At 56.9% G+C, this 19278-nt stretch carries 15 protein-coding genes; 8 read left to right on the top strand and 7 right to left on the bottom strand.

Annotated features, from left to right (window positions below):
* Positions 1-163: 163 nt before the first annotated feature.
* Positions 164-1048, top strand: coding sequence for an ROK family protein (locus tag SK50_RS02400; RefSeq protein ID WP_039269503.1), 885 nt, complete (start codon positions 164-166; stop codon positions 1046-1048).
* Positions 1049-1051: 3 nt separating this feature from the next.
* On the opposite strand, the gene selB is transcribed toward SK50_RS02400, so the two are convergent.
* From selB to SK50_RS02385, 3 genes are all read right to left on the bottom strand, one after another.
* Positions 1052-2890 (bottom strand): selenocysteine-specific translation elongation factor, encoded by a 1839-nt coding sequence (selB, locus tag SK50_RS02395; protein WP_048229063.1) that lies wholly within the window; start codon positions 2888-2890, stop codon positions 1052-1054.
* Complete coding sequence (gene selA, locus SK50_RS02390; protein ID WP_045339143.1) at positions 2887-4272, bottom strand: L-seryl-tRNA(Sec) selenium transferase; 1386 nt, start codon at positions 4270-4272, stop codon at positions 2887-2889. Before selA ends, selB begins: the two co-directional genes overlap by 4 nt.
* Positions 4273-4375: 103 nt before the next feature.
* Entirely contained in the window at positions 4376-4984 is a 609-nt protein-coding gene (locus tag SK50_RS02385; protein WP_015572763.1) for a glutathione S-transferase, read from the bottom strand.
* A 436-nt stretch (positions 4985-5420) separates the two neighbouring features.
* Between SK50_RS02385 and SK50_RS02380 the strand changes: the two genes are divergently transcribed.
* The 4 genes from SK50_RS02380 (at position 5421) to SK50_RS02365 (ending at position 9586) form a co-directional block, all read left to right on the top strand.
* Positions 5421-7328, top strand: coding sequence for a PTS mannitol transporter subunit IICBA (locus SK50_RS02380; protein ID WP_015572764.1), 1908 nt, complete (start codon positions 5421-5423; stop codon positions 7326-7328).
* A gap of 101 nt (positions 7329-7429) precedes the next feature.
* On the top strand, positions 7430-8578 hold the full coding sequence (gene mtlD, locus SK50_RS02375; RefSeq protein WP_023304617.1) for a mannitol-1-phosphate 5-dehydrogenase: 1149 nt from the start codon (positions 7430-7432) through the stop codon (positions 8576-8578).
* Positions 8575-9165, top strand: coding sequence for a mannitol operon repressor MtlR (gene mtlR, locus SK50_RS02370; protein ID WP_015572766.1), 591 nt, complete (start codon positions 8575-8577; stop codon positions 9163-9165). The genes mtlD and mtlR overlap by 4 nt, the downstream gene beginning before the upstream one ends.
* A gap of 58 nt (positions 9166-9223) precedes the next feature.
* Complete coding sequence (locus SK50_RS02365; RefSeq protein WP_015572767.1) at positions 9224-9586, top strand: YibL family ribosome-associated protein; 363 nt, start codon at positions 9224-9226, stop codon at positions 9584-9586.
* Positions 9587-9618: 32 nt separating this feature from the next.
* Here SK50_RS02365 and SK50_RS02360 read toward each other — a convergent pair whose 3' ends face one another.
* The 4 genes from SK50_RS02360 to SK50_RS02345 are packed head-to-tail and all read right to left on the bottom strand — an operon-like array spanning position 9619 to position 14494.
* The gene (locus tag SK50_RS02360) at positions 9619-10713 is read right to left on the bottom strand and encodes a fimbrial protein (RefSeq protein ID WP_023304619.1); all 1095 of its coding nucleotides are present in this window, start codon (positions 10711-10713) and stop codon (positions 9619-9621) included.
* A 9-nt stretch (positions 10714-10722) separates the two neighbouring features.
* The gene (locus tag SK50_RS02355) at positions 10723-13203 is read right to left on the bottom strand and encodes a fimbria/pilus outer membrane usher protein (protein ID WP_032651950.1); all 2481 of its coding nucleotides are present in this window, start codon (positions 13201-13203) and stop codon (positions 10723-10725) included.
* Between the two features lie 4 nt (positions 13204-13207).
* Positions 13208-13882, bottom strand: a complete 675-nt coding sequence (locus SK50_RS02350) for a fimbrial biogenesis chaperone (RefSeq protein WP_017693782.1) — start codon at positions 13880-13882, stop codon at positions 13208-13210.
* Between the two features lie 30 nt (positions 13883-13912).
* Positions 13913-14494 carry a fimbrial protein gene (locus SK50_RS02345; RefSeq protein ID WP_045344795.1) on the bottom strand — a complete coding sequence of 194 codons (582 nt, stop codon included), beginning with the start codon at positions 14492-14494 and terminating at the stop codon, positions 13913-13915.
* A gap of 1098 nt (positions 14495-15592) precedes the next feature.
* Here SK50_RS02345 and lldP point away from each other — a divergent pair.
* Genes lldP through lldD form a run of 3 tightly spaced genes read left to right on the top strand, consistent with a single transcriptional unit; the run spans position 15593 to position 19202 of the window.
* A complete protein-coding gene (gene lldP / locus SK50_RS02340; protein ID WP_003860175.1) occupies positions 15593-17248 on the top strand; it encodes an L-lactate permease in 1656 nt (551 codons plus the stop codon).
* Complete coding sequence (lldR, locus tag SK50_RS02335) at positions 17245-18018, top strand: transcriptional regulator LldR (protein ID WP_045344794.1); 774 nt, start codon at positions 17245-17247, stop codon at positions 18016-18018. Before lldP ends, lldR begins: the two co-directional genes overlap by 4 nt.
* Complete coding sequence (gene lldD / locus SK50_RS02330) at positions 18015-19202, top strand: FMN-dependent L-lactate dehydrogenase LldD (RefSeq protein WP_017382576.1); 1188 nt, start codon at positions 18015-18017, stop codon at positions 19200-19202. Before lldR ends, lldD begins: the two co-directional genes overlap by 4 nt.
* The last annotated feature ends 76 nt before the right edge of the window (positions 19203-19278 follow it).

The raw sequence follows: 19278 nt of genomic DNA, 5'->3' as shown, positions 1-19278 counted from the left end.
CGTCTCCTTGCAGTAGGTGTACAACAAGGGTAGTTCCGGCTGGTGATTTTCTCGCCAGTCGGTAACGGGTTTACGAGCCGTATCACGGATTACCGTACTTTACGTTTCGTTTCTGCCGCCGGAGCCATACTTAATAGCTCAGGGGCTCATGAGGAACAATGCAATGCAGCTATTTATCGGCTTTGACGTGGGCGGAACCCACATCAAACACGGCGTGATCAACGAAAACGGCGAAGAACTGACATCCGATGAATATGATACGCCTGACGATGAAAGCACCTTCAAACAGAAGTGGAAAGCGGTGGTGGATAAGTACCGCCAGGAGCATGAGATCGTCGGCATCGGCGTGAGTTTTCCGGGCCACATCAATCACCATACCGGCGAAGCGGCCAAGGCCGGGGCGCTGGATTACCTTGACGGCGAAAACCTGTGCGAGCTTTTCGCACAGCTGACCGATCTCCCCGTAACAACCGAAAATGACGCCAACTGCGCGGCGCTGGGCGAACGCTGGCAGGGCGCCGGTAAGGATTATGAGCATTTTGTCTGCATCACCATCGGCACCGGCATCGGCGGCGGTATCGTCATGGAGGGCGATCTCTACCGTGGGTCGCACTACCGGGCGGGTGAGTTTGGCGTGCTGCCCGTTGGCAACAACGGCGAGCCGATGCACGAAGTGGCGTCCGCCAGCGGCCTGATGAAAGCCTGCCGCCGTGCGCTGGCCGTGTCGGAAGATGAGATGCCTGATGGTGAGGAGCTGTTTAGACGCATGGACAGCGACGTGCATCTGCGTGAGGCCATAGAAGAGTGGGCGCATTTCCTCTCGCGGGGCATCTACAGCGTGATCTCCATGTTTGATCCGCGGGCGGTGCTGATTGGCGGCGGCATTAGCGAGCAGGAGAAAATCTATCTCCTGCTGGATAAATACCTACAGCGATTCGAGGAGTGGGAAGCGCTCCGGGTGCCCATCCTTCCCTGCGAGCTGGGTAACCAGGCGGGAAGGCTGGGCGCGGTCTGGCTGGCTAAGCAGAAGCAGGCGCGCAGCGCTTAACGCTTAGGGAAATAACTGCGCGTCGCGTAGCACATGGTCATTGCCACGACGACGCGTAAACCCGATGCGGTTGAAATACTCCAGGATCTGAATCGCCAGTTTGCGTCCCACGTTCAGCCGATCGCGGAAGTCTGCGGCGCAGGTTGATCCGCGCGCCTGATCCAGCTCCCGGATCAGGTTCGCAAATGCCACGATCCGATCGTTGCGGTAATAACGATCTTTCACGATCGCCACAATCATCCCCTGCTGCGCCGCATGGCGCAGTACCTGACGCATCAGCTGCTCATCGGTATTGGTTTCACGCGCCAGATCGCGCACCCACCACGGTTCATCGCCAAACAGCGCCGCCACTTTTTGCCAGACCGCGTCCTGCTCAGCGGTAAAACCGGCCTTGTGCTCCGGCAGGTGCAGCCAGCCGTGATGACTTGCAATCACGCCGCTTTCACGCATGTTTTCAATCAGCAACAGCACCAGCGCGTCGTCTTCCATGGGCAACGCCATGCGCCGCAGACGTTCACGGCCCGGGCCGGGCTCATCCTGATGCTGTTCATGGTAGGTCGCCAGCGTGCTCAGCACTTTGCGCTGCCAGCGCGCCGCCACCGGCGCGTTCAGCAGGCTGTTGCCGGCCTGAATAAAACCTGGCTCCTGCGTCAGAAGACGCAATCCTTCGCCGCTGAGCTGGCGCGCCCAGGCGAACGCCGCCAGATCCACCGCACCACGCTCAAGGTGGATATCTAACGCAGACTTATCATCGCGGGCCTGGGCCAGTGCGGCCAGCCACTGTAAATACTCGGGCTTACGCTTGCCGCGACGGGGCGGATCCAGCATGACCACGCGCGCGCCCGCCAGCGTTTCCCGCGCCGAAATATCGCGCAGAACCAGGCGGTCGTTATCCGCCAGCCAGAGCGGGGAGTCGAACACCAGTTCGGCGAGATCGTTTTCCAGCAGCGACACGCGTCCGGTGATGTGGCTGGCCGCGTGGTGGATATGCAGCGGCTGCCACTGGGTCAGCGGATTATGGGTCTGGAGAGAAACGATGATCCGTTCAGAAGGCTCCGGCGGTGCGTCGGCCAGCAGCCAGTCGCCGCGGTTAAGCTGGTCTTTTTCGGCATCACCGGCAATATTCAGCGCGATACGCTGCCCGGCGTGGGCATGTTCCACCGGCTGGTTTTGCGCGTGCAGCCCGCGCACGCGCATCGGTTTGTTCACGCCCGTCAGCCACAGGGTATCGCCCACGTTCACTTCGCCGCTCAGCGCGGTACCGGTCACCACCAGCCCAGCCCCTTTCACGGTAAACGCCCTGTCGATCGCCAGACGGAAGCGGTGATGGCTGGCCTGTACACGAGACGGGATCTGCTGCAAATGGTCGCGAAGAGCGTCGATACCGCGGCCTTCTGTCGCCACGGTGACAAACAGTGCGGCATCCCTAAAACCGTACTCACTCAGCGCCGCCAGCACCTCTTCACGCACCTCGTCGATACGCGCCTCATCCACACGGTCCGCTTTGGTGAGGGCGACGGTCAACTGCGGGTTTCCCGTCAGCTGGAGGATCGCCAGATGCTCGCGCGTTTGCGCCATCACCCCGTCATCGCACGCGACCACCAGCAGGGCGTGATCGATCCCGCCCACGCCCGCGAGCATATTGGAAAGAAACTTCTCGTGGCCGGGCACGTCGATAAAGCCCAGCACGCGACCGTCGGGCTGCGGCCAGTAGGCGTAACCCAGGTCAATGGTCATGCCGCGCTTTTTCTCTTCCGGCAGGCGATCGGCATTCACGCCCGTAATGGCCTGCAATAACGTGGTTTTGCCGTGGTCAACGTGACCGGCGGTGGCAATAATCATTTCAACATCATCTCCAGAAACCGCACTTCATCTTCCAGACAGCGTAAATCCAGCCACATGCGCCTGTCACCGATCCGGCCAATCACCGGCGTCGGTAATGCGCGCCAGCGCGCCGACAGCGCCTCAAGCTGGCTTCCGCGTCCGTCGCGCGGGGTGAACGTCAGCGCTTCGCTCGGTAACCTGTCCACCGGCAGCGAGCCGCTGCCAATTTGCGACAGGCAAGGCTCGATACGAACGTCAAACTCAGGGTAATGAGGAGCAACCTGCGGCAGTAGCGCTTCCGCCTGCGCGCGAATGGAGGCCGCATCACGGCTCAGCAAACGCAACGTGGGCAGGCGGTCAGCCAGTTTCTCCGGGTGGAGATAGAGCCGCAGCGTGGCTTCCAGCGCGGCCAGCGTCATTTTATCGGCACGCAGGGCGCGCTTAAGCGGGTGCTGCTGTAGCTGCGCAATCAGCTCGCGCCTGCCGACGATAATCCCCGCCTGCGGCCCGCCCAGCAATTTATCACCGGAGAAACTGACCAGGCTTACGCCCGCGGCAACCATTTCCTGCACCATGGGCTCTTTCGGCAGACCGTACTGGCGCATATCCACCAGCGACCCGCTGCCGAGATCGGCAATCACCGGCACGTTTAGCTCGCGCCCAATGGCGGCCAGTTCGGCCTCTTCCACCGTTTTGGTGAAACCCTCAATGTGGTAATTGCTGGTATGCACTTTCATCAGCAGGGCGGTGTTTTCATTCATCGCCGCGCGATAATCTTTTGCATGGGTACGGTTGGTTGTGCCCACTTCATGCAGCGTGCAGCCCGCCTGGCGCATGACGTCCGGAATACGAAACGCCCCGCCGATCTCCACCAGCTCGCCGCGAGAGACGACAACCTCTTTTCCGCTCGCGGTGGCCGCCAGCATTAACAGCACCGCCGCCGCGTTGTTATTCACAATGCAGGCATCTTCCGCGCCGGTGATCTGGCAGAGAAGATCCGCCAGTGCGCGATCGCGATGCCCACGCCCGGCGCCGTCCAGATCGTACTCCAGCGTCACCGGCGAGCGCATGGCACGGGTGACGGCCTCTGTTGCCTCTTCGGCCTGCTGTGCCCGGCCCAGATTGGTGTGCAGAACCGTGCCTGTCAGGTTAATAACCGGGCGCAACGCGCTTTGCCCGTGCTTGCTCAGCCTGCGTTCAACTTCCTGCGCCCACGCCACGCACCAGCCGGGTAGCGCGTTCTCAGCCTGAATATGGCGACGCGCATCGTCCTGAAGCTGGCGTAGCATGTCGACCGTTGCAGTATGGCCAAACTGCTCCAGCACCGCAGTGATGCGCGGGTCACGAAGCAGTCGATCGGTAGCGGGGATCTGGCTGTAGAGGGAATGATGAGTAGTCATGAATGCGCCTGGCGAGTAAATATCTTCCCCCCTCCCGACGGGAGAGGGAGTTAACATGTGGGGGGATTGTACCGCCTCCCGCCAGGAAGTGTTATAACCCGCATCAAGCCTTTGGCGGTTCAGTCCGGGCAAAACTTTCGCGCTGGAAGAGCGTCTCCGCCAGTTTGACCAGCAGCGGACGATCCACGCACCAGCCCGGCGAGACGCGGCGGAAATTGAGGTAGCCAATGGCGCAGGCGATGGCGATCGTCGCCAGATTCAGGCTATCGCTCTGAATTTTCCCGTCGCGGATCAGCTGTTCGCACATATCCAGGCTGCGGCTGATTTTTTCGCGCTGGCGCAGCAGCTCATTTTCTGACTGCTGGGCGGCGGGCCTTGCCTGCTCGCGTACGGACGTCAATGCCGCATCCATAATGCCATCCGCCAGGGCTTCAATTTGCTTCATCGCCAGCGCTGCTTTTGGATCCGCCGGCAGCATGGCTGGCGCAACGCCAAGCAGTTCGATGTACTCCGCAATGATCGGGGAATCAAACCAGTAATCGCCCTCGTCCGTTACCAGCGCCGGGACTTTCCCCAGCGGGTTGTACTGCGCAACGCCGTTCTCTGCGTTGTAGGGCTGTTCATTTACGAATTCAAATTCAATCCCTTTCTCCAGCAGGAGAATCGAAATCTTACGCACGAAAGGACTGGTATAACTGCCGATGAGTTTCATTGCTTATCCTTAATGCCCACAAAGAGGTCAGTATGGATCAAGCCGTGGAAAAAGGCAGGTGCGCGTATCGCATTCCTGCCATGAGGGGATACGGGAGAAATCTGCATAAAAATATTTTGTGAATCAAATCACAATCTGGAAACAAACAACCAACTTAACATTGTGATGCAAATCACAAAACACCGCCCATTTTGGCGTAATTCTGAGCGATGTATTTTTTTTACACACTCGTTATGTGATCGCGATCACTTCATTAATGTCCTCACCCCCTACATTCATGTGATTCAGATCACACAAAATTTCACTGTCTGGACAGTTGAACGATTCAGTGCCAGATTTCACAGCATCAGAACAGGGCCCGGCTACCTCTGCCGCCGCACATTAACGATAAACCTCGGGCCACAAGCCTAAGCGTAAACATAAGAAGGGGTGTTTTATGTCATCCGATTTCAAGATCAAAGTGCAAAGCTTTGGTCGTTTCCTCAGCAACATGGTGATGCCAAATATCGGCGCGTTTATCGCGTGGGGTATTATCACCGCATTATTTATTCCGACAGGGTGGTTGCCTAACGAAACGCTGGCAAAACTTGTTGGCCCAATGATTACCTATCTCCTGCCACTGCTCATCGGTTATACCGGTGGTCGTCTGGTGGGCGGTGACCGCGGTGGCGTCGTGGGTGCCATCACAACCATGGGGGTGATCGTCGGTGCGGATATGCCGATGTTCCTCGGTGCGATGATTGCCGGTCCTCTGGGCGGCTGGGCAATCAAGAAATTCGACGTCTGGGTTGATGGCAAGATCAAATCCGGCTTCGAAATGCTGGTGAACAACTTCTCTGCGGGCATCATCGGGATGATCCTCGCCATTCTGGCATTCCTCGGCATTGGCCCGGCGGTTGAAGTGCTGTCCAAGCTGCTGGCGGCGGGCGTTAACTTCATGGTGGCGCACGACATGCTGCCGCTGGCGTCTATCTTTGTTGAACCAGCGAAAATCCTGTTCCTGAACAACGCCATCAACCACGGTATCTTCTCACCGCTGGGTATTCAGCAGTCACACGATCTCGGCAAGTCCATCTTCTTCCTGATTGAAGCGAACCCGGGTCCAGGTATGGGCGTTCTGCTGGCGTACATGTTCTTTGGTCGCGGCAGCGCGAAACAGTCTGCTGGCGGCGCGGCGATCATTCACTTCCTGGGCGGTATTCACGAAATTTACTTCCCGTATGTGCTGATGAACCCACGTCTGATCCTGGCCGTTATCCTTGGCGGTATGACCGGCGTGTTCACCCTGAGCGTACTGGGCGGTGGTCTGGTGTCTCCTGCTTCTCCAGGCTCTATCCTGGCGGTGCTGGCGATGACCCCGAAAGGCGCCTACTTCGCGAACATCGCGGCGATCTGTGCGGCCATGGCGGTCTCCTTCGTGGCCTCCGCTATCCTGCTGAAAACCAGCAAGGTGAAAGAAGACGACGATATCGAAGCGGCAACCCGTCGTATGCATGACATGAAAGCCGAATCCAAAGGCGCAACGCCGCTGGCGGCGGGTGATGTCTCTAACGACCTGAGCCACGTGCGTAAAATCATCGTGGCCTGTGATGCCGGTATGGGCTCCAGCGCAATGGGTGCGGGCGTACTGCGGAAGAAAGTGCAGGATGCGGGTCTGACCAACATCTCCGTCACCAACAGCGCGATTAACAGCCTGCCGCCGGACGTTGACCTGGTGATCACGCACCGCGATCTGACCGAACGCGCTATGCGTCAGGTACCGCAGGCGCAGCACATTTCCCTGACCAACTTCCTCGACAGCGGCCTGTACGCCAGCCTGACCGAACGCCTGGTGGCGGCGCAGCGCCATGAAGATAACGAAGTGAAAGTGCGTACCAGCCTGCAAGACAGCTTCGACGAGAGCAACGCGCATCTGTTCAAACTGGGCGCTGAAAACATCTTCCTTGGCCGCACGGCGACCAATAAAGAAGAGGCCATTCGCTTCGCCGGTGAGCAGCTGGTGAAAGGCGGCTACGTTCAGCCTGAGTACGTTGAGGCGATGCTGGAACGCGAAAAGCTGACCCCAACCTACCTGGGTGAATCCATCGCGGTTCCGCACGGTACGGTGGAAGCCAAAGACCGCGTGCTGAAAACCGGCGTGGTGTTCTGTCAGTATCCTGATGGCGTGCGCTTCGGTGAAGAAGAGGACGACATCGCCCGTCTGGTGATTGGTATCGCCGCTCGCAACAACGAGCATATCCAGGTGATTACCAGCCTGACCAATGCGCTGGATGACGAAACGGTTATTGAGCGTCTGGCCAACACCACCAGCGTTGAAGAAGTTCTGGCCCTGCTGAACAAGTAACAGCGCCTCTTCCCTCTCCCCCCGGGGAGAGGGCTAGGGTGAGGGGAAAACGTTCCTCACCCCAGCCCTCTCGGGTAAAAACATTGATGAAGGTTAACACTATGAAAGCATTACATTTTGGCGCAGGTAATATCGGTCGTGGCTTTATCGGTAAACTGCTGGCAGACGCGGGCATTACCCTGACATTCGCCGATGTGAATCAGGTGGTTCTGGATGCCCTGAATGCCCGTCATAGCTATCAGGTTCACGTGGTGGGTGAAAACGAACAGGTTGAAACGGTCTCTGGCGTCAACGCGGTAAGCAGCATTGGCGACGACGTGATTGACCTCATCGCGAGCGTTGATCTGGTCACCACCGCCGTGGGTCCGGTGGTGCTTGAGCGTATCGCCCCGGCGGTCGCGAAAGGCCTGGCGAAGCGTAAAGCACAGGGCGTTGAAACACCGCTGAACATCATCGCCTGTGAAAACATGGTGCGCGGCACCACGCAGCTGAAAGGCCACGTTCTTGCGACCGTCGCAGACGAAGATAAAGCCTGGGTTGAAGCGCACGTAGGTTTTGTGGATTCCGCCGTGGATCGCATCGTTCCGCCTTCAGCATCCGCCACCAACGATCCGCTGGAAGTGACCGTGGAAACCTTCAGCGAGTGGATCGTTGATAAAACCCAGTTTAAGGGTGCGCTGCCGACCATTCCGGGAATGGAATTAACCGATAACCTGATGGCATTTGTCGAACGTAAACTCTTCACGCTGAACACCGGGCATGCTATAACCGCGTACCTCGGAAAATTGGCCGGTCATCAGACGATTCGTGACGCGATCCTCGATGAGAACATCCGTGCGGTGGTCAAAGGGGCAATGGAAGAGAGCGGCGCGGTGCTGATCAAACGCTACGGTTTTGATGCTGATAAACACGCGGCATACATCCAGAAAATCCTCGGTCGTTTTGAAAACCCGTATCTGAAAGATGACGTTGAGCGCGTGGGTCGTCAGCCGCTGCGTAAACTAAGCGCGGGCGACCGCCTGATTAAACCGCTGCTGGGCACGCTGGAATACGGCCTGCCGCACGCTAACCTGGTGAAGGGCATCGCTGCCGCCATGCACTACCGCAGCGAGCAGGACCCGCAGGCGATTGAGCTGGCTCAGCTGATTGATGACAAAGGCGCGCAGGCTGCGCTGGCGCAGATCTCCGGTCTGGATGCCAACAGTGACGTAGTTGCGGAGGCGGTCAGCGCATACAACGCAACCAAATGATGCAGAGTCCGGCGCAGGTTAGCCTGCGCCCGAATAACAGATTGTCAGATATGCAGGCAATAATGGAACAAACCCAGGCCTTTGAAAATCGTGTGCTTGAGCGTCTGAATGCTGGCAAAACCGTACGGAGTTTCCTGATTGCCGCCGTCGAGCTGTTAACCGAGGCGGTGAACATTCTGGTGCTTCAGGTGTTTCGCAAAGACGACTACGCGGTAAAGTATGCTGTAGAACCGTTACTGGACGGAGACGGACCGCTGGGCGATTTATCGGTACGGCTGAAGCTGATTTACGGTCTTGGCGTGCTGAACCGCCAGGAGTATGAAGACGCCGAGCTGTTAATGGCGCTGCGCGAAGAGCTCAATCATGACGGTAATGAGTACACCTTTACCGATGATGAGATACTGGGGCCCTTCGGCGAACTGCACTGCGTATCCGCGCTCCCTCCCGCACCTCAGTTTGATAACAGCGACCCTGAGCTGTACGCGATGCAAAAGCTGCGTTATCAACAGGTTGTGCGCTCCACCATGGTGCTTTCCCTGACTGAGCTGATTTCTAAAATCAGCTTAAAAAAAGCGTTTCAGAAGTAAGCCCGCACACATTGGTGTATCCTTCCCTGTAAATTCCCCGTTTTCAGAGTTATTTGTCATGAAAGAAGTCGAAAAGAACGAAATTAAACGCCTGAGCGACCGTCTGGATCTGATCCGCCATCAGATGGCTGGCCTCTCCCTGGTCGATTCCGCCGAGAAATATGCCGAGCTGGAAAAAGAGTCCGTGAAGCTGGAGGCGGAAATTGAACGCCTGCGCGAAGTGAAAGGCCAGAAGCTGAGTAAAGAAGCGCAGAAGCTGATGAACATGCCGCATCGCCGCGCGATCACCAAAAAAGAGCAGGCCGACATGGGCAAGCTGAAGAAAAGCGTCCGTGGCCTGGTGGTGGTGCACCCGATGACTGAGCTTGGTCGCGAAATGGGCCTGAAAGAGATGACGGGTTTTTGTAAGACCGCGTTCTGATCGCCCTCCCCTGCCGCTGCGGCAGGGGAAACTCAGTTGTAAATCAGGTTAAACGTCGCCATCGCATCCGCTTTTCCCGCCGTCACGTTCTCTTCCGTCTGAAGGTAATGCGCATCAAACCAGAAGGTTTGCGTCTGGTTATCCCCCACTTGCCCAAATGCTGACACCTGTGGGGTGTTCCACGGTACCACCTGCCCCTGAACCGAACCGGTATTGTCACCGTAAAGCAGTTCGATCCCGACACCGCTGGCGCTATCCTCCTGCTTCGTCAATGCCAGCGCCCGATCGTTGCCCGGCGTGGTATCGCCAAAGAAACCCATCTTCACCGCCGTGTTATTTTCGCAGGTCACCGGAATGCTGAAGCGTCCGCCTCCGGCGCGGGAGCCTATGCCATGAAATTCACGCTGGCTCACGCTCCCCATGGGAACAAGAATGCTGCGAGAGCCCACTGAACAGCTGGTACGCCTGACGGTGAAGCTGGCGAGATGGATCTGTACCGGTGTCGCCACGTTGGTGGCGCTGGCTTGATTTTCTCCCGCCTGCAATATCAGCGATCCGACATTTTGCTCCTGGGAATTGGCGTTATCGTCAGGCATGGCGCTGGTCGTTGGAATTTTGTAAAACACCACCCAGAACTGCATTTTATACATTGAGGCGCTGGCAAAGGCGGGGTTTTGCGATGCGTCGCAAATGCGCCGGGACTCATTGCCATTCACCTGACTTGTGCCGTCAATGTAGCGTACCGCATCGGCGCCGCAGTACTGCTGTTCCCGGAACCCCAGCGCGTAGCCGATGCCGTCGATCTGAGTTTTATAGACGTGACGTGACGCGCCGTCTTCACCAACCACGGTGCCGACGGGGTTATCCATGTCGACAAAGCCGATACTACGCCAGGCATCATTCCCGCCATCACAGCTGTAGAAATCCGCCCCGGTAGATTGTATCGGCGCAGATATCGGCGTCCAGTCCGCCGTGCCGGGCGCATACCCTATGGCGTAGGGCACCTGAACGACCCACTGATCGCGCGTGGTGCGGCAAGATGAGGTCTGAGCATGGGCATGAAAACTCAGCATGCCAAAAAGCGAAAGAAGGCTCAGATAGAAAAACCAGTGAATAAAACGACGCATGATATTCCTCTAATGGCACTCAACGGATAGCGTGGCGATACCGGGGGCCATATGAGCTTTCCCCAGTCTGAAAGGTGTCTGGCATTGCTGCTGCTCCCCGTCCTGATACCAGCTGACGCGCAGGGTGCCGCGCTCTGGTACCCCGCTCAGGTAGGCCTGACCGCCGTCAGCGACCATGCTTCGGTTTGCAGAATGGCGGTTCTGCTCCACCACTTCAGCCTGCGCGCCAAACGGCAACGGTTCGCCGTGGTAGCGCAGGGAAAACAGAACGCGATAACCAATGTGGGTTTTGTAATTGGCCAGCACCACCGCGCCGCTGGTGGGAATGAGCGTCAGACCGCTCTGCTCAACGTCGACGTTCTCACCCAGCGTCGCCGTATCAAGGCTGACGGTATTTTTGCGATACGCCGAGAGCGTTGGCATGACCGCATAGCCGCGGCTGTCGGTATGGATCCCGTTGTAGCCCTCCGGCTCAACGTTCGCCGCGCCGGGCACGCGTAGCAGGGCGACGGTATCGCCCAGCGGCTGGCTAAGCGTGACGCCATACTGCGTGGCGATAACGCCTCCGGCGAGTCCGAGGCTCGCGTTGCTACCGCTTCGGCTGTGGTCATAACCGAGGCTGACGTTGCCGTAGCCACCGTTGTATTGCAGCGCCAGGCTGGTACTGTCGGCTTGTCCCTCGCTGGCCTTACTCTGCTGAACGCTGTAATTAAGGTTGCGATTCGCCAGCGCACTGCCGTTGAGTGACACCTGCTGAGTGGTCATCCCACGATTGTTGTGGTTGATGAAGTAACTGACCGAGCTGTCCGGTAACCAGTGACCAAGCGGAACATTGACGTTAAACGACACGGTACGATCGGGATGCTGCTCAAGCGCTGAGTCGGTGTAGTCATACCCCGCGCCCCAGGTAATGCCTCGCCAGCTGGTGTACCAGCCAATGTGGATGGTTTTATCCTGCCCGGACGTATGCCAGTAATCCTGCATCCATGCCGAGACGCTGAGGCTGCCGAACTGACCCAGCGTCTGTGAGAAGGTGACCTGCGAGCGGCTACGGCGATTATTGAGTTGCAGCTGTTGGCTGTCAGACTGATTCAGTTCACTGAATTCATAGTAATTGCGCGAGGCATAGCGATAACTCGCCAGGTTGAAGGCGGTGCCGGTAGCGCTGAAATCTTTCTGATACTGAATGCGCCACGCCTGCCCCATCGCGCTTTTGCCATTGGGTAAACGGCTTTTTGCCAGCGTATCGTCAATGCCCAGCGAGCCAAATGCGCCAAACCCTCTGCCTACGCCAATTGCACCGGCCTGATAGTTGCTCGCCGTACGAAAGCCGCCATACACCGTCATCCTGGAGAGCAGACCGTAGAAGAAAGCGCCTTCAACAAACTCAGGTGAACGCGCATCGCCGGAGCCGGAGTGAAATCGTCCGGCGTTGAGGCTGTATTTCAGGCTGCCCAGGCGTCGCATAAACGGCACCGCAGAATAGGGTTGGGTAAAGACGCGCGTTGAGCCGTCACTTTCCGTGACCGTCACCTGTAGATCGCCACTTTGTGCGCCGGGGAACAGATCGTTAATGATAAATGGCCCGGCGGCCACCCAGGTTTCATAGATCACATAGCCATTTTGCGAAACGGAGACTTTAGCGAAGCTGTGTGCGACGCCGCGGATGGTTGGTGCGAAGCCGCGCTGGCTGTCGGGCAACATGCTTTCGCTTGATGTGAGCTGTACCCCGCGAAACGCCACGCTATCGAAGACGTCGCCTGCGGTCCAGGCATCGCCGATCCGTAGCTGGCTGTTAAGACGGCGAATATCCCGGGTCAGCCAGCTACTTTGCGACTGAAAATGGTCGCCGCCCGCGTCGCTGTGGCTCCATGCGGAGGTGTTGCGCAACCGCCACGCCCCCAGATTGATACCGTTACGCAGGCTCAGATAGCTGGATGTCGTGACGCCACGCTGATGATGTGCCTGGCCGCCCGACAGACTGTAATCAGTAAATGCCGCCGGGATACCATCGTCCCACTGCGACTGCGGCACGTAGCCACGGCTGCGGTGTTTCATCGCCGCTTGCGGCAGGCTGAGAAAGAGACGCTGCTGGTTGAAATCATAGGAGGTTCGCGCTGCCGGAATGAAATCCGCGAGGTGCGTGAACGTTTCTCCCTCCCGCAACCGTGAGAATGCAGGAATGGCCCTGACATTCACCCCAAGCGCTTCCAGCAGCGATACGCTAAAAACGGGTTGCAGGCTGCCTTTCTCATTGACGAAGGTGATCTCCTGATGCCGCTCCTCGCGTCCGTTAATCTCCAGCGTCACGAGCCAGGTGCCTGGCATCTGCCCGCCCTTTTCAGAGAAATAGTGCAGATCCGCCGTTTTCTGTTCGGTAGAGGAAAGCTCCAGCGCGGCGGGATCAAAGTAATCCTCGGCCATCCCCGCGCGGCTGAAGCTAAGCAGCAACACCGAAAGCGGCGCGTAACGAAACAGGCGAAAAGACATGGTCTTAAAGAGGCTGGGTGTGGGTGGCGGTGATGGCACCAAAATCATTAATAGCCGACCAGCTTACGCCCCCGGAGGCGGACACAGGCCATTCACGGGTTTCCCCTGGACCGATCATGCCCGGCTGCTCAATTTTATGCCCGCCAACGGACAGTCGATAAAAAGAGACGTAGTATGGCGTCGGGTTGGCGGCCTTAAGCCCTTTTCCCGTCCGCGAAAACGTTATTTTCTGCCAGGCAGTGGCAGCGTCCCCTTTAAGGTTGTCCGGGCGGTAGAAAATTTTAAATTTCGATTTAACGTTAACTTGTAATTCGTTGCTGCTCTCTTTTGGCTTTGGCGCAATCGCTTTAATATCGAGCCAGAATACAGATTCACGATCTGTGGGCAGCGGAGCGCCGGTATATTGAATACGCAGCGTGTTGGTCTGCTCCGGATCAAGTCTGAACAGAGGTGGCGTGACAATAAATGGCGCAGCGTTATTTTTATCCTGCCCATCACCTTCAACCCACGACTGAATAAGATAGGGAACCGCACTTTCCATATTAGAAACAGAAAATGCCACCTCCTTGCTGTGTTGTGGGTATACGATCCGTGTTCCCCCCATTACAACGCCAGCGGAAACTGACGCAGAACTAACCATTAATGCAGTGAGCATAATATACGATAAACGTTTCATCATTATTATCTCTGGAGGTGGCTGAGAGTGAAATCAGTTATAAACCATCAGGAAGTTGGAAACGGCATTGACGTCGCCCGCGTTAATTTCCGACCCGTCTTTGTCGAGAGAAGCATAAAACGTTAATTCAGCATTGCCTTCAGCATCCGGTGCGGTTGTTTCAGATACCGTACCCGGTTTAATCGCGGTGCTGCGATCGCTGTTATAAAGCTTCACGCCGACGCCCGTCGCCATACCTTCGCCTGGCGTAACCTGTAGCAGTGTGTCATTCACCGTATCTTTGGTTCCGTCAAACAGTACCGCAACCGATTCAACCGTCTCCGGGCAGTTCTCTACGTTGATTTTGAACTCACGCGGCGTCGTTTCGCTGTGATCGTCGAAGTAGCTTTTCGCCCACGCGCCGAGGTCTACCGTTTTGCTTTTTGACGCAGGGGTAATATCACAGGAAATAATGGTGATTTTCCCGGTAAAGTTGATCACGCCGCCTGTGCTCTGCGAGCCAGCGCCTGTATCCAGGGAAGCATTAACACCAGAATCACTGCTTGCCAGTACTGATTGAGAAGATAACAGCAGCCCCGCCGCGGCAATCGCCAGCGCCACATTTTTGATTTTCATTTGGAACACTTTCACCTCTGTAAATTAAACAGATATAGACTTGTTGTACCAGGTACAATAACCGCTATAAGGATTTAAAAACGCCACCAAAAGGGTTTTAGCAGAATGGGTGACGCGACCTTATAGAATAAAGCAGGGTCCATCCCATGGTGATAATCCGTATATTTTCAGAAGGCCATACACAGATATCCTGCAACTGAGGAAATGACTTCTGGCCGAAAATAACACTGAATACGTTGTGGTTAGTAATAAATTTAATGTCTTCTGTAACGTTGCTTCTGAATAAATAGTAAATCATATGCCTTTTAACGTCTACGTATTGAAAAGCAGTACGCCGCGTCTGTAAACACTCTGGAATTAACACTCAGCTAACAAATTTAACCCCTTTCGATTGCCCTGATAATTATTCATTTGCTTTTAATACCGTAACTAAATTACAAGAGAGCCAACTGATCATTGTTTGATCAATTTATTTCAGAATATTATTAGCCAAAAAATGTCACTTCAGCAAAAAAATCTTGCCCTTTATCCTGAAAAATCACGGTTAAACAGGATATTTCTTTATCGATCAGCAATTGATCGTTTGTAATACACTGTTAAAATCTATATGTGAAATTTACCTTAATTAAAATTTTTTGCTACAGCTTAGATTTCGCATTTTTAACCAAAAAAAATTTTATTTATAGGAAATAAATCACTCTGCTCACATATATACAGCTTTTCAAAAACACAAATAAAGCAAACAAACCTCATTCAATTCACGTAATATTATCACCTCCCCATTTTATTCAACATCTTTTACGCGTCGTATCTGCTCAAAAACGAATGTAATGCTCTCCACCTGACTACCGCTCCCAACGCACACGGTGAGTTAATTTTGCGGGTTTGGTCCTACCAATCATGCGCAAAGCTATCCATCGTTCACAGTTTTGATGCTCCACTTCACAAAACCATTGCCGAATAGCAACACTTGGTTAACCATTTATTGCCATTAACCCTACATCACAATATTGGATGGACCACTTTTACACTAAGTGTGACGCTGAGATGAGCAGAGACTCACCCGACGAACACCTGTGTGGTCCTCAGGAGACCTGCATGAGCCTCTGGCAACAAAACTACGATCCGGCCGGGAATATCTGGCTGTCGAGCCTGATCGCATCGCTACCGATCCTGTTCTTCTTCTTTGCGCTAATTAAGCTCAAGCTGAAGGGCTACCTTGCCGCAACGTACACCGTTGCCATCGCCCTGCTGGTGGCGCTGTTCTTCTATAAAATGCCGGTCGATCGCGCGCTGGCCTCCGTGGTGTATGGTTTCTTCTACGGCCTGTGGCCGATTGCGTGGATCATCATCGCCGCCGTCTTTGTCTACAAAATCTCGGTCAAAACCGGGCAGTTCGATATTATTCGCTCGTCGATTCTCTCTATTACACCGGACCAGCGTTTACAGATGCTGATTGTCGGTTTCTCCTTCGGGGCGTTCCTTGAAGGGGCGGCAGGATTTGGCGCGCCGGTGGCGATCACCGCCGCTCTGCTGGTCGGGCTGGGCTTTAACCCGCTGTATGCCGCTGGCCTGTGCCTGATTGTGAACACCGCCCCGGTGGCGTTTGGCGCGATGGGCATTCCGATTCTGGTGGCGGGCCAGGTGACCGGGCTGGACAGCTTCGAGATCGGCCAGATGGTGGGTCGCCAGCTGCCGTTCCTGACCATTATCGTGCTGTTCTGGATCATGGCGATTATGGACGGCTGGCGCGGCGTGAAGGAGACCTGGCCTGCGGTGATGGTAGCGGGCGGTTCGTTCGCCATTGCCCAGTATCTCAGCTCCAACTTCCTCGGCCCGGAACTGCCGGACATCATCTCTTCCCTGGTGTCGCTGGTCTGTCTGACGCTGTTCCTGAAACGCTGGCAGCCGGTGCGCATCTTCCGCTTTGCCGATATGGGTGCCTCACATGTGGATCAGACTCTGGCGCGCACCGGCTATACCGCCGGACAGATTGTGCGCGCATGGTCACCGTTCCTGTTCCTGACCGCCACCGTGACGCTGTGGAGCATTCCGCCGTTTAAAGCACTGTTCGCCCCGGGCGGCGCGCTGTACGACATGGTGATTAATATCTCCGTGCCGTTCCTCGACAAAATGGTCGCCCGTATGCCGCCGGTGGTGCACGACGCCACGCCATATGCGGCAGTGTTTAAGTTCGACTGGTTCTCAGCCACCGGCACGGCCATCCTGTTTGCCGCTATCCTTTCCGTAGTGTGGCTGCGCATGAAGCCTGCCGCCGCGGTGCAGACCTTTGCGGCGACGATTAAAGAGCTGATGTTGCCGATTTACTCCATCGGCATGGTGCTGGCGTTCGCGTTTATTTCGAACTACTCCGGCCTGTCGTCGACGCTGGCGTTAGCGCTGGCGCATACCGGCCACGCGTTTACCTTCTTCTCGCCGTTCCTCGGCTGGCTGGGGGTGTTCCTGACTGGTTCAGATACGTCATCTAACGCCCTGTTTGCCGCCCTACAGGCCACGGCCGCGCAGCAGATTGGCGTCTCGGACGTGCTGCTGGTCGCCGCGAACACCACCGGCGGCGTGACCGGGAAGATGATCTCGCCGCAGTCCATCGCCATTGCCTGTGCCGCGGTGGGGCTGGTAGGCAAAGAGTCGGACCTGTTCCGCTTTACCGTGAAACACAGCCTGATATTTACCTGCATGGTGGGCGTGATCACCACATTGCAGGCCTATGTCTTAACCTGGATGATTCCATGATAGTGATGCCCAGACGCCTGTCCGACGTGATTGCCACTCGCGTACGGGCGCTGATAGAAGAACAACAGCTGGAAGCGGGCATGAGATTGCCCGCCGAGCGTCAGCTTGCCGCTCAGCTTGGCGTGTCGCGCAACTCACTGCGCGAGGCGCTGGCGACGCTGGTTAGTGAAGGGGTGCTGCTGAGCCGTCGCGGCGGCGGCACCTTCGTGCGCTGGCAGCATGACGACTGGTCCGAACAAAACATCGTGCAGCCGCTGAAGACGCTGATGGAAAACGACCCGGACTACAGCTTCGACATCCTCGAAGCGCGTCACGCCATCGAAACCAGTACAGCGTGGCACGCGGCGATGCGGGCAACCGACGCCGACAAAGAGAAGCTCAAAGCCTGTTTTGAGGCCACGCAAAGCAGCGACCCGGACATCGCCTCCCAGGCGGACGTGCGGTTCCATCTGGCGATTGCCGAGGCCTCGCACAACGTGGTACTGCTGCAAACCATGCGCGGGTTCTTCGACCTGCTGCAATCCTCCGTGAAGCAGAGCCGCCAGCGCATGTATCTGGTCCCGCCGGTGTTTGCCCAGCTGACCGAACAGCACGAGGCGGTGCTCAACGCCATTCTGGCCGGTGATGCCGAGGCCGCGCGCAAGGCGATGATGGCGCATCTCGGCTTCGTGCATACCACCATTAAACGATTCGATGAAGATCAGGCCCGACAGGCGCGTATTACCCGTCTGCCTGGCGAGAGTGATATTTCCAGGGAGAACAAAGCATGATTATTTCAGCAGCCAGTGATTATCGCGCCGCGGCGCAGCGCATTTTGCCCCCGTTCCTGTTCCACTACATTGACGGCGGGGCGTATGCCGAATACACCCTGCGCCGCAACGTGGAGGATCTGTCGGAAGTGGCCCTGCGCCAGCGCGTGCTGAAAAATATGTCTGACCTGAGCCTTGAGACGAAGCTGTTTAACGAAACGCTCTCCATGCCGGTAGCGCTCGCACCTGTCGGTTTATGCGGCATGTATGCCCGTCGCGGTGAAGTGCAGGCCGCCGCCGCCGCAGATGCCAAAGGCATTCCGTTTACCCTTTCCACCGTGTCCGTCTGCCCGATTGAAGAAGTCGCCCCGACCATCAAGCGCCCGATGTGGTTCCAGCTGTACGTCCTGCGCGATCGCGGTTTTATGCGCAACGCGCTGGAGCGCGCCAAAGCGGCGGGCTGCTCAACGCTGGTCTTTACCGTCGACATGCCGACCCCCGGCGCGCGCTACCGCGACGCCCACTCCGGCATGAGCGGCCCTAACGCGGCCCTGCGCCGTTACTGGCAGGCGGTGACGCACCCGCAGTGGGCGTGGGATGTCGGGCTGAACGGCCGTCCGCACGATCTGGGCAATATTTCGGCCTACCTGGGTAAACCGACCGGGCTGGAGGATTACATCGGCTGGCTGGCGAACAATTTCGATCCGTCGATCTCATGGAAAGACCTGGAGTGGATCCGCGAATTCTGGGACGGCCCGATGGTGATCAAAGGGATCCTCGACCCGGAAGATGCCCGCGACGCGGTACGTTTTGGCGCCGATGGGATCGTGGTCTCTAACCATGGTGGCCGCCAGCTTGACGGGGTGCTCTCCTCCGCCCGCGCCCTGCCGGCCATTGCCGATGCGGTGAAAGGCGATATTGCGATCCTGGCCGACAGCGGCATCCGTAACGGGCTGGACGTGGTGCGCATGATCGCCCTGGGCGCGGACAGCGTGCTGCTGGGCCGTGCTTACCTGTACGCGCTGGCCACCAGCGGCCAGGCGGGCGTGGCGAATCTGCTGAACCTGATCGAGAAAGAGATGAAGGTGGCGATGACGCTGACCGGTGCGAAAACAATCGGTGAAATCAGCAAAGACTCTCTGGTGCAGGAGCTCAGTAAGCTGCCTGCGGCGCTGGCCCCTCTTTCTCAGGGAAACGCGGCCTGATCTCCCCCGGTTAGCCTCCCCTTCTTCCGCGCCCGACTTCCCCCTCGGGCGCTTTTTTTGTCGAAAATAACACCTG

The organism is Enterobacter sp. BWH64, from assembly GCF_001037645.1.
GTDB lineage: Bacteria > Pseudomonadota > Gammaproteobacteria > Enterobacterales > Enterobacteriaceae > Enterobacter > Enterobacter hormaechei_C.
Note: the sequence above shows the minus strand (reverse complement) of the source record. Positions and strands in the feature narration are given on the sequence as shown.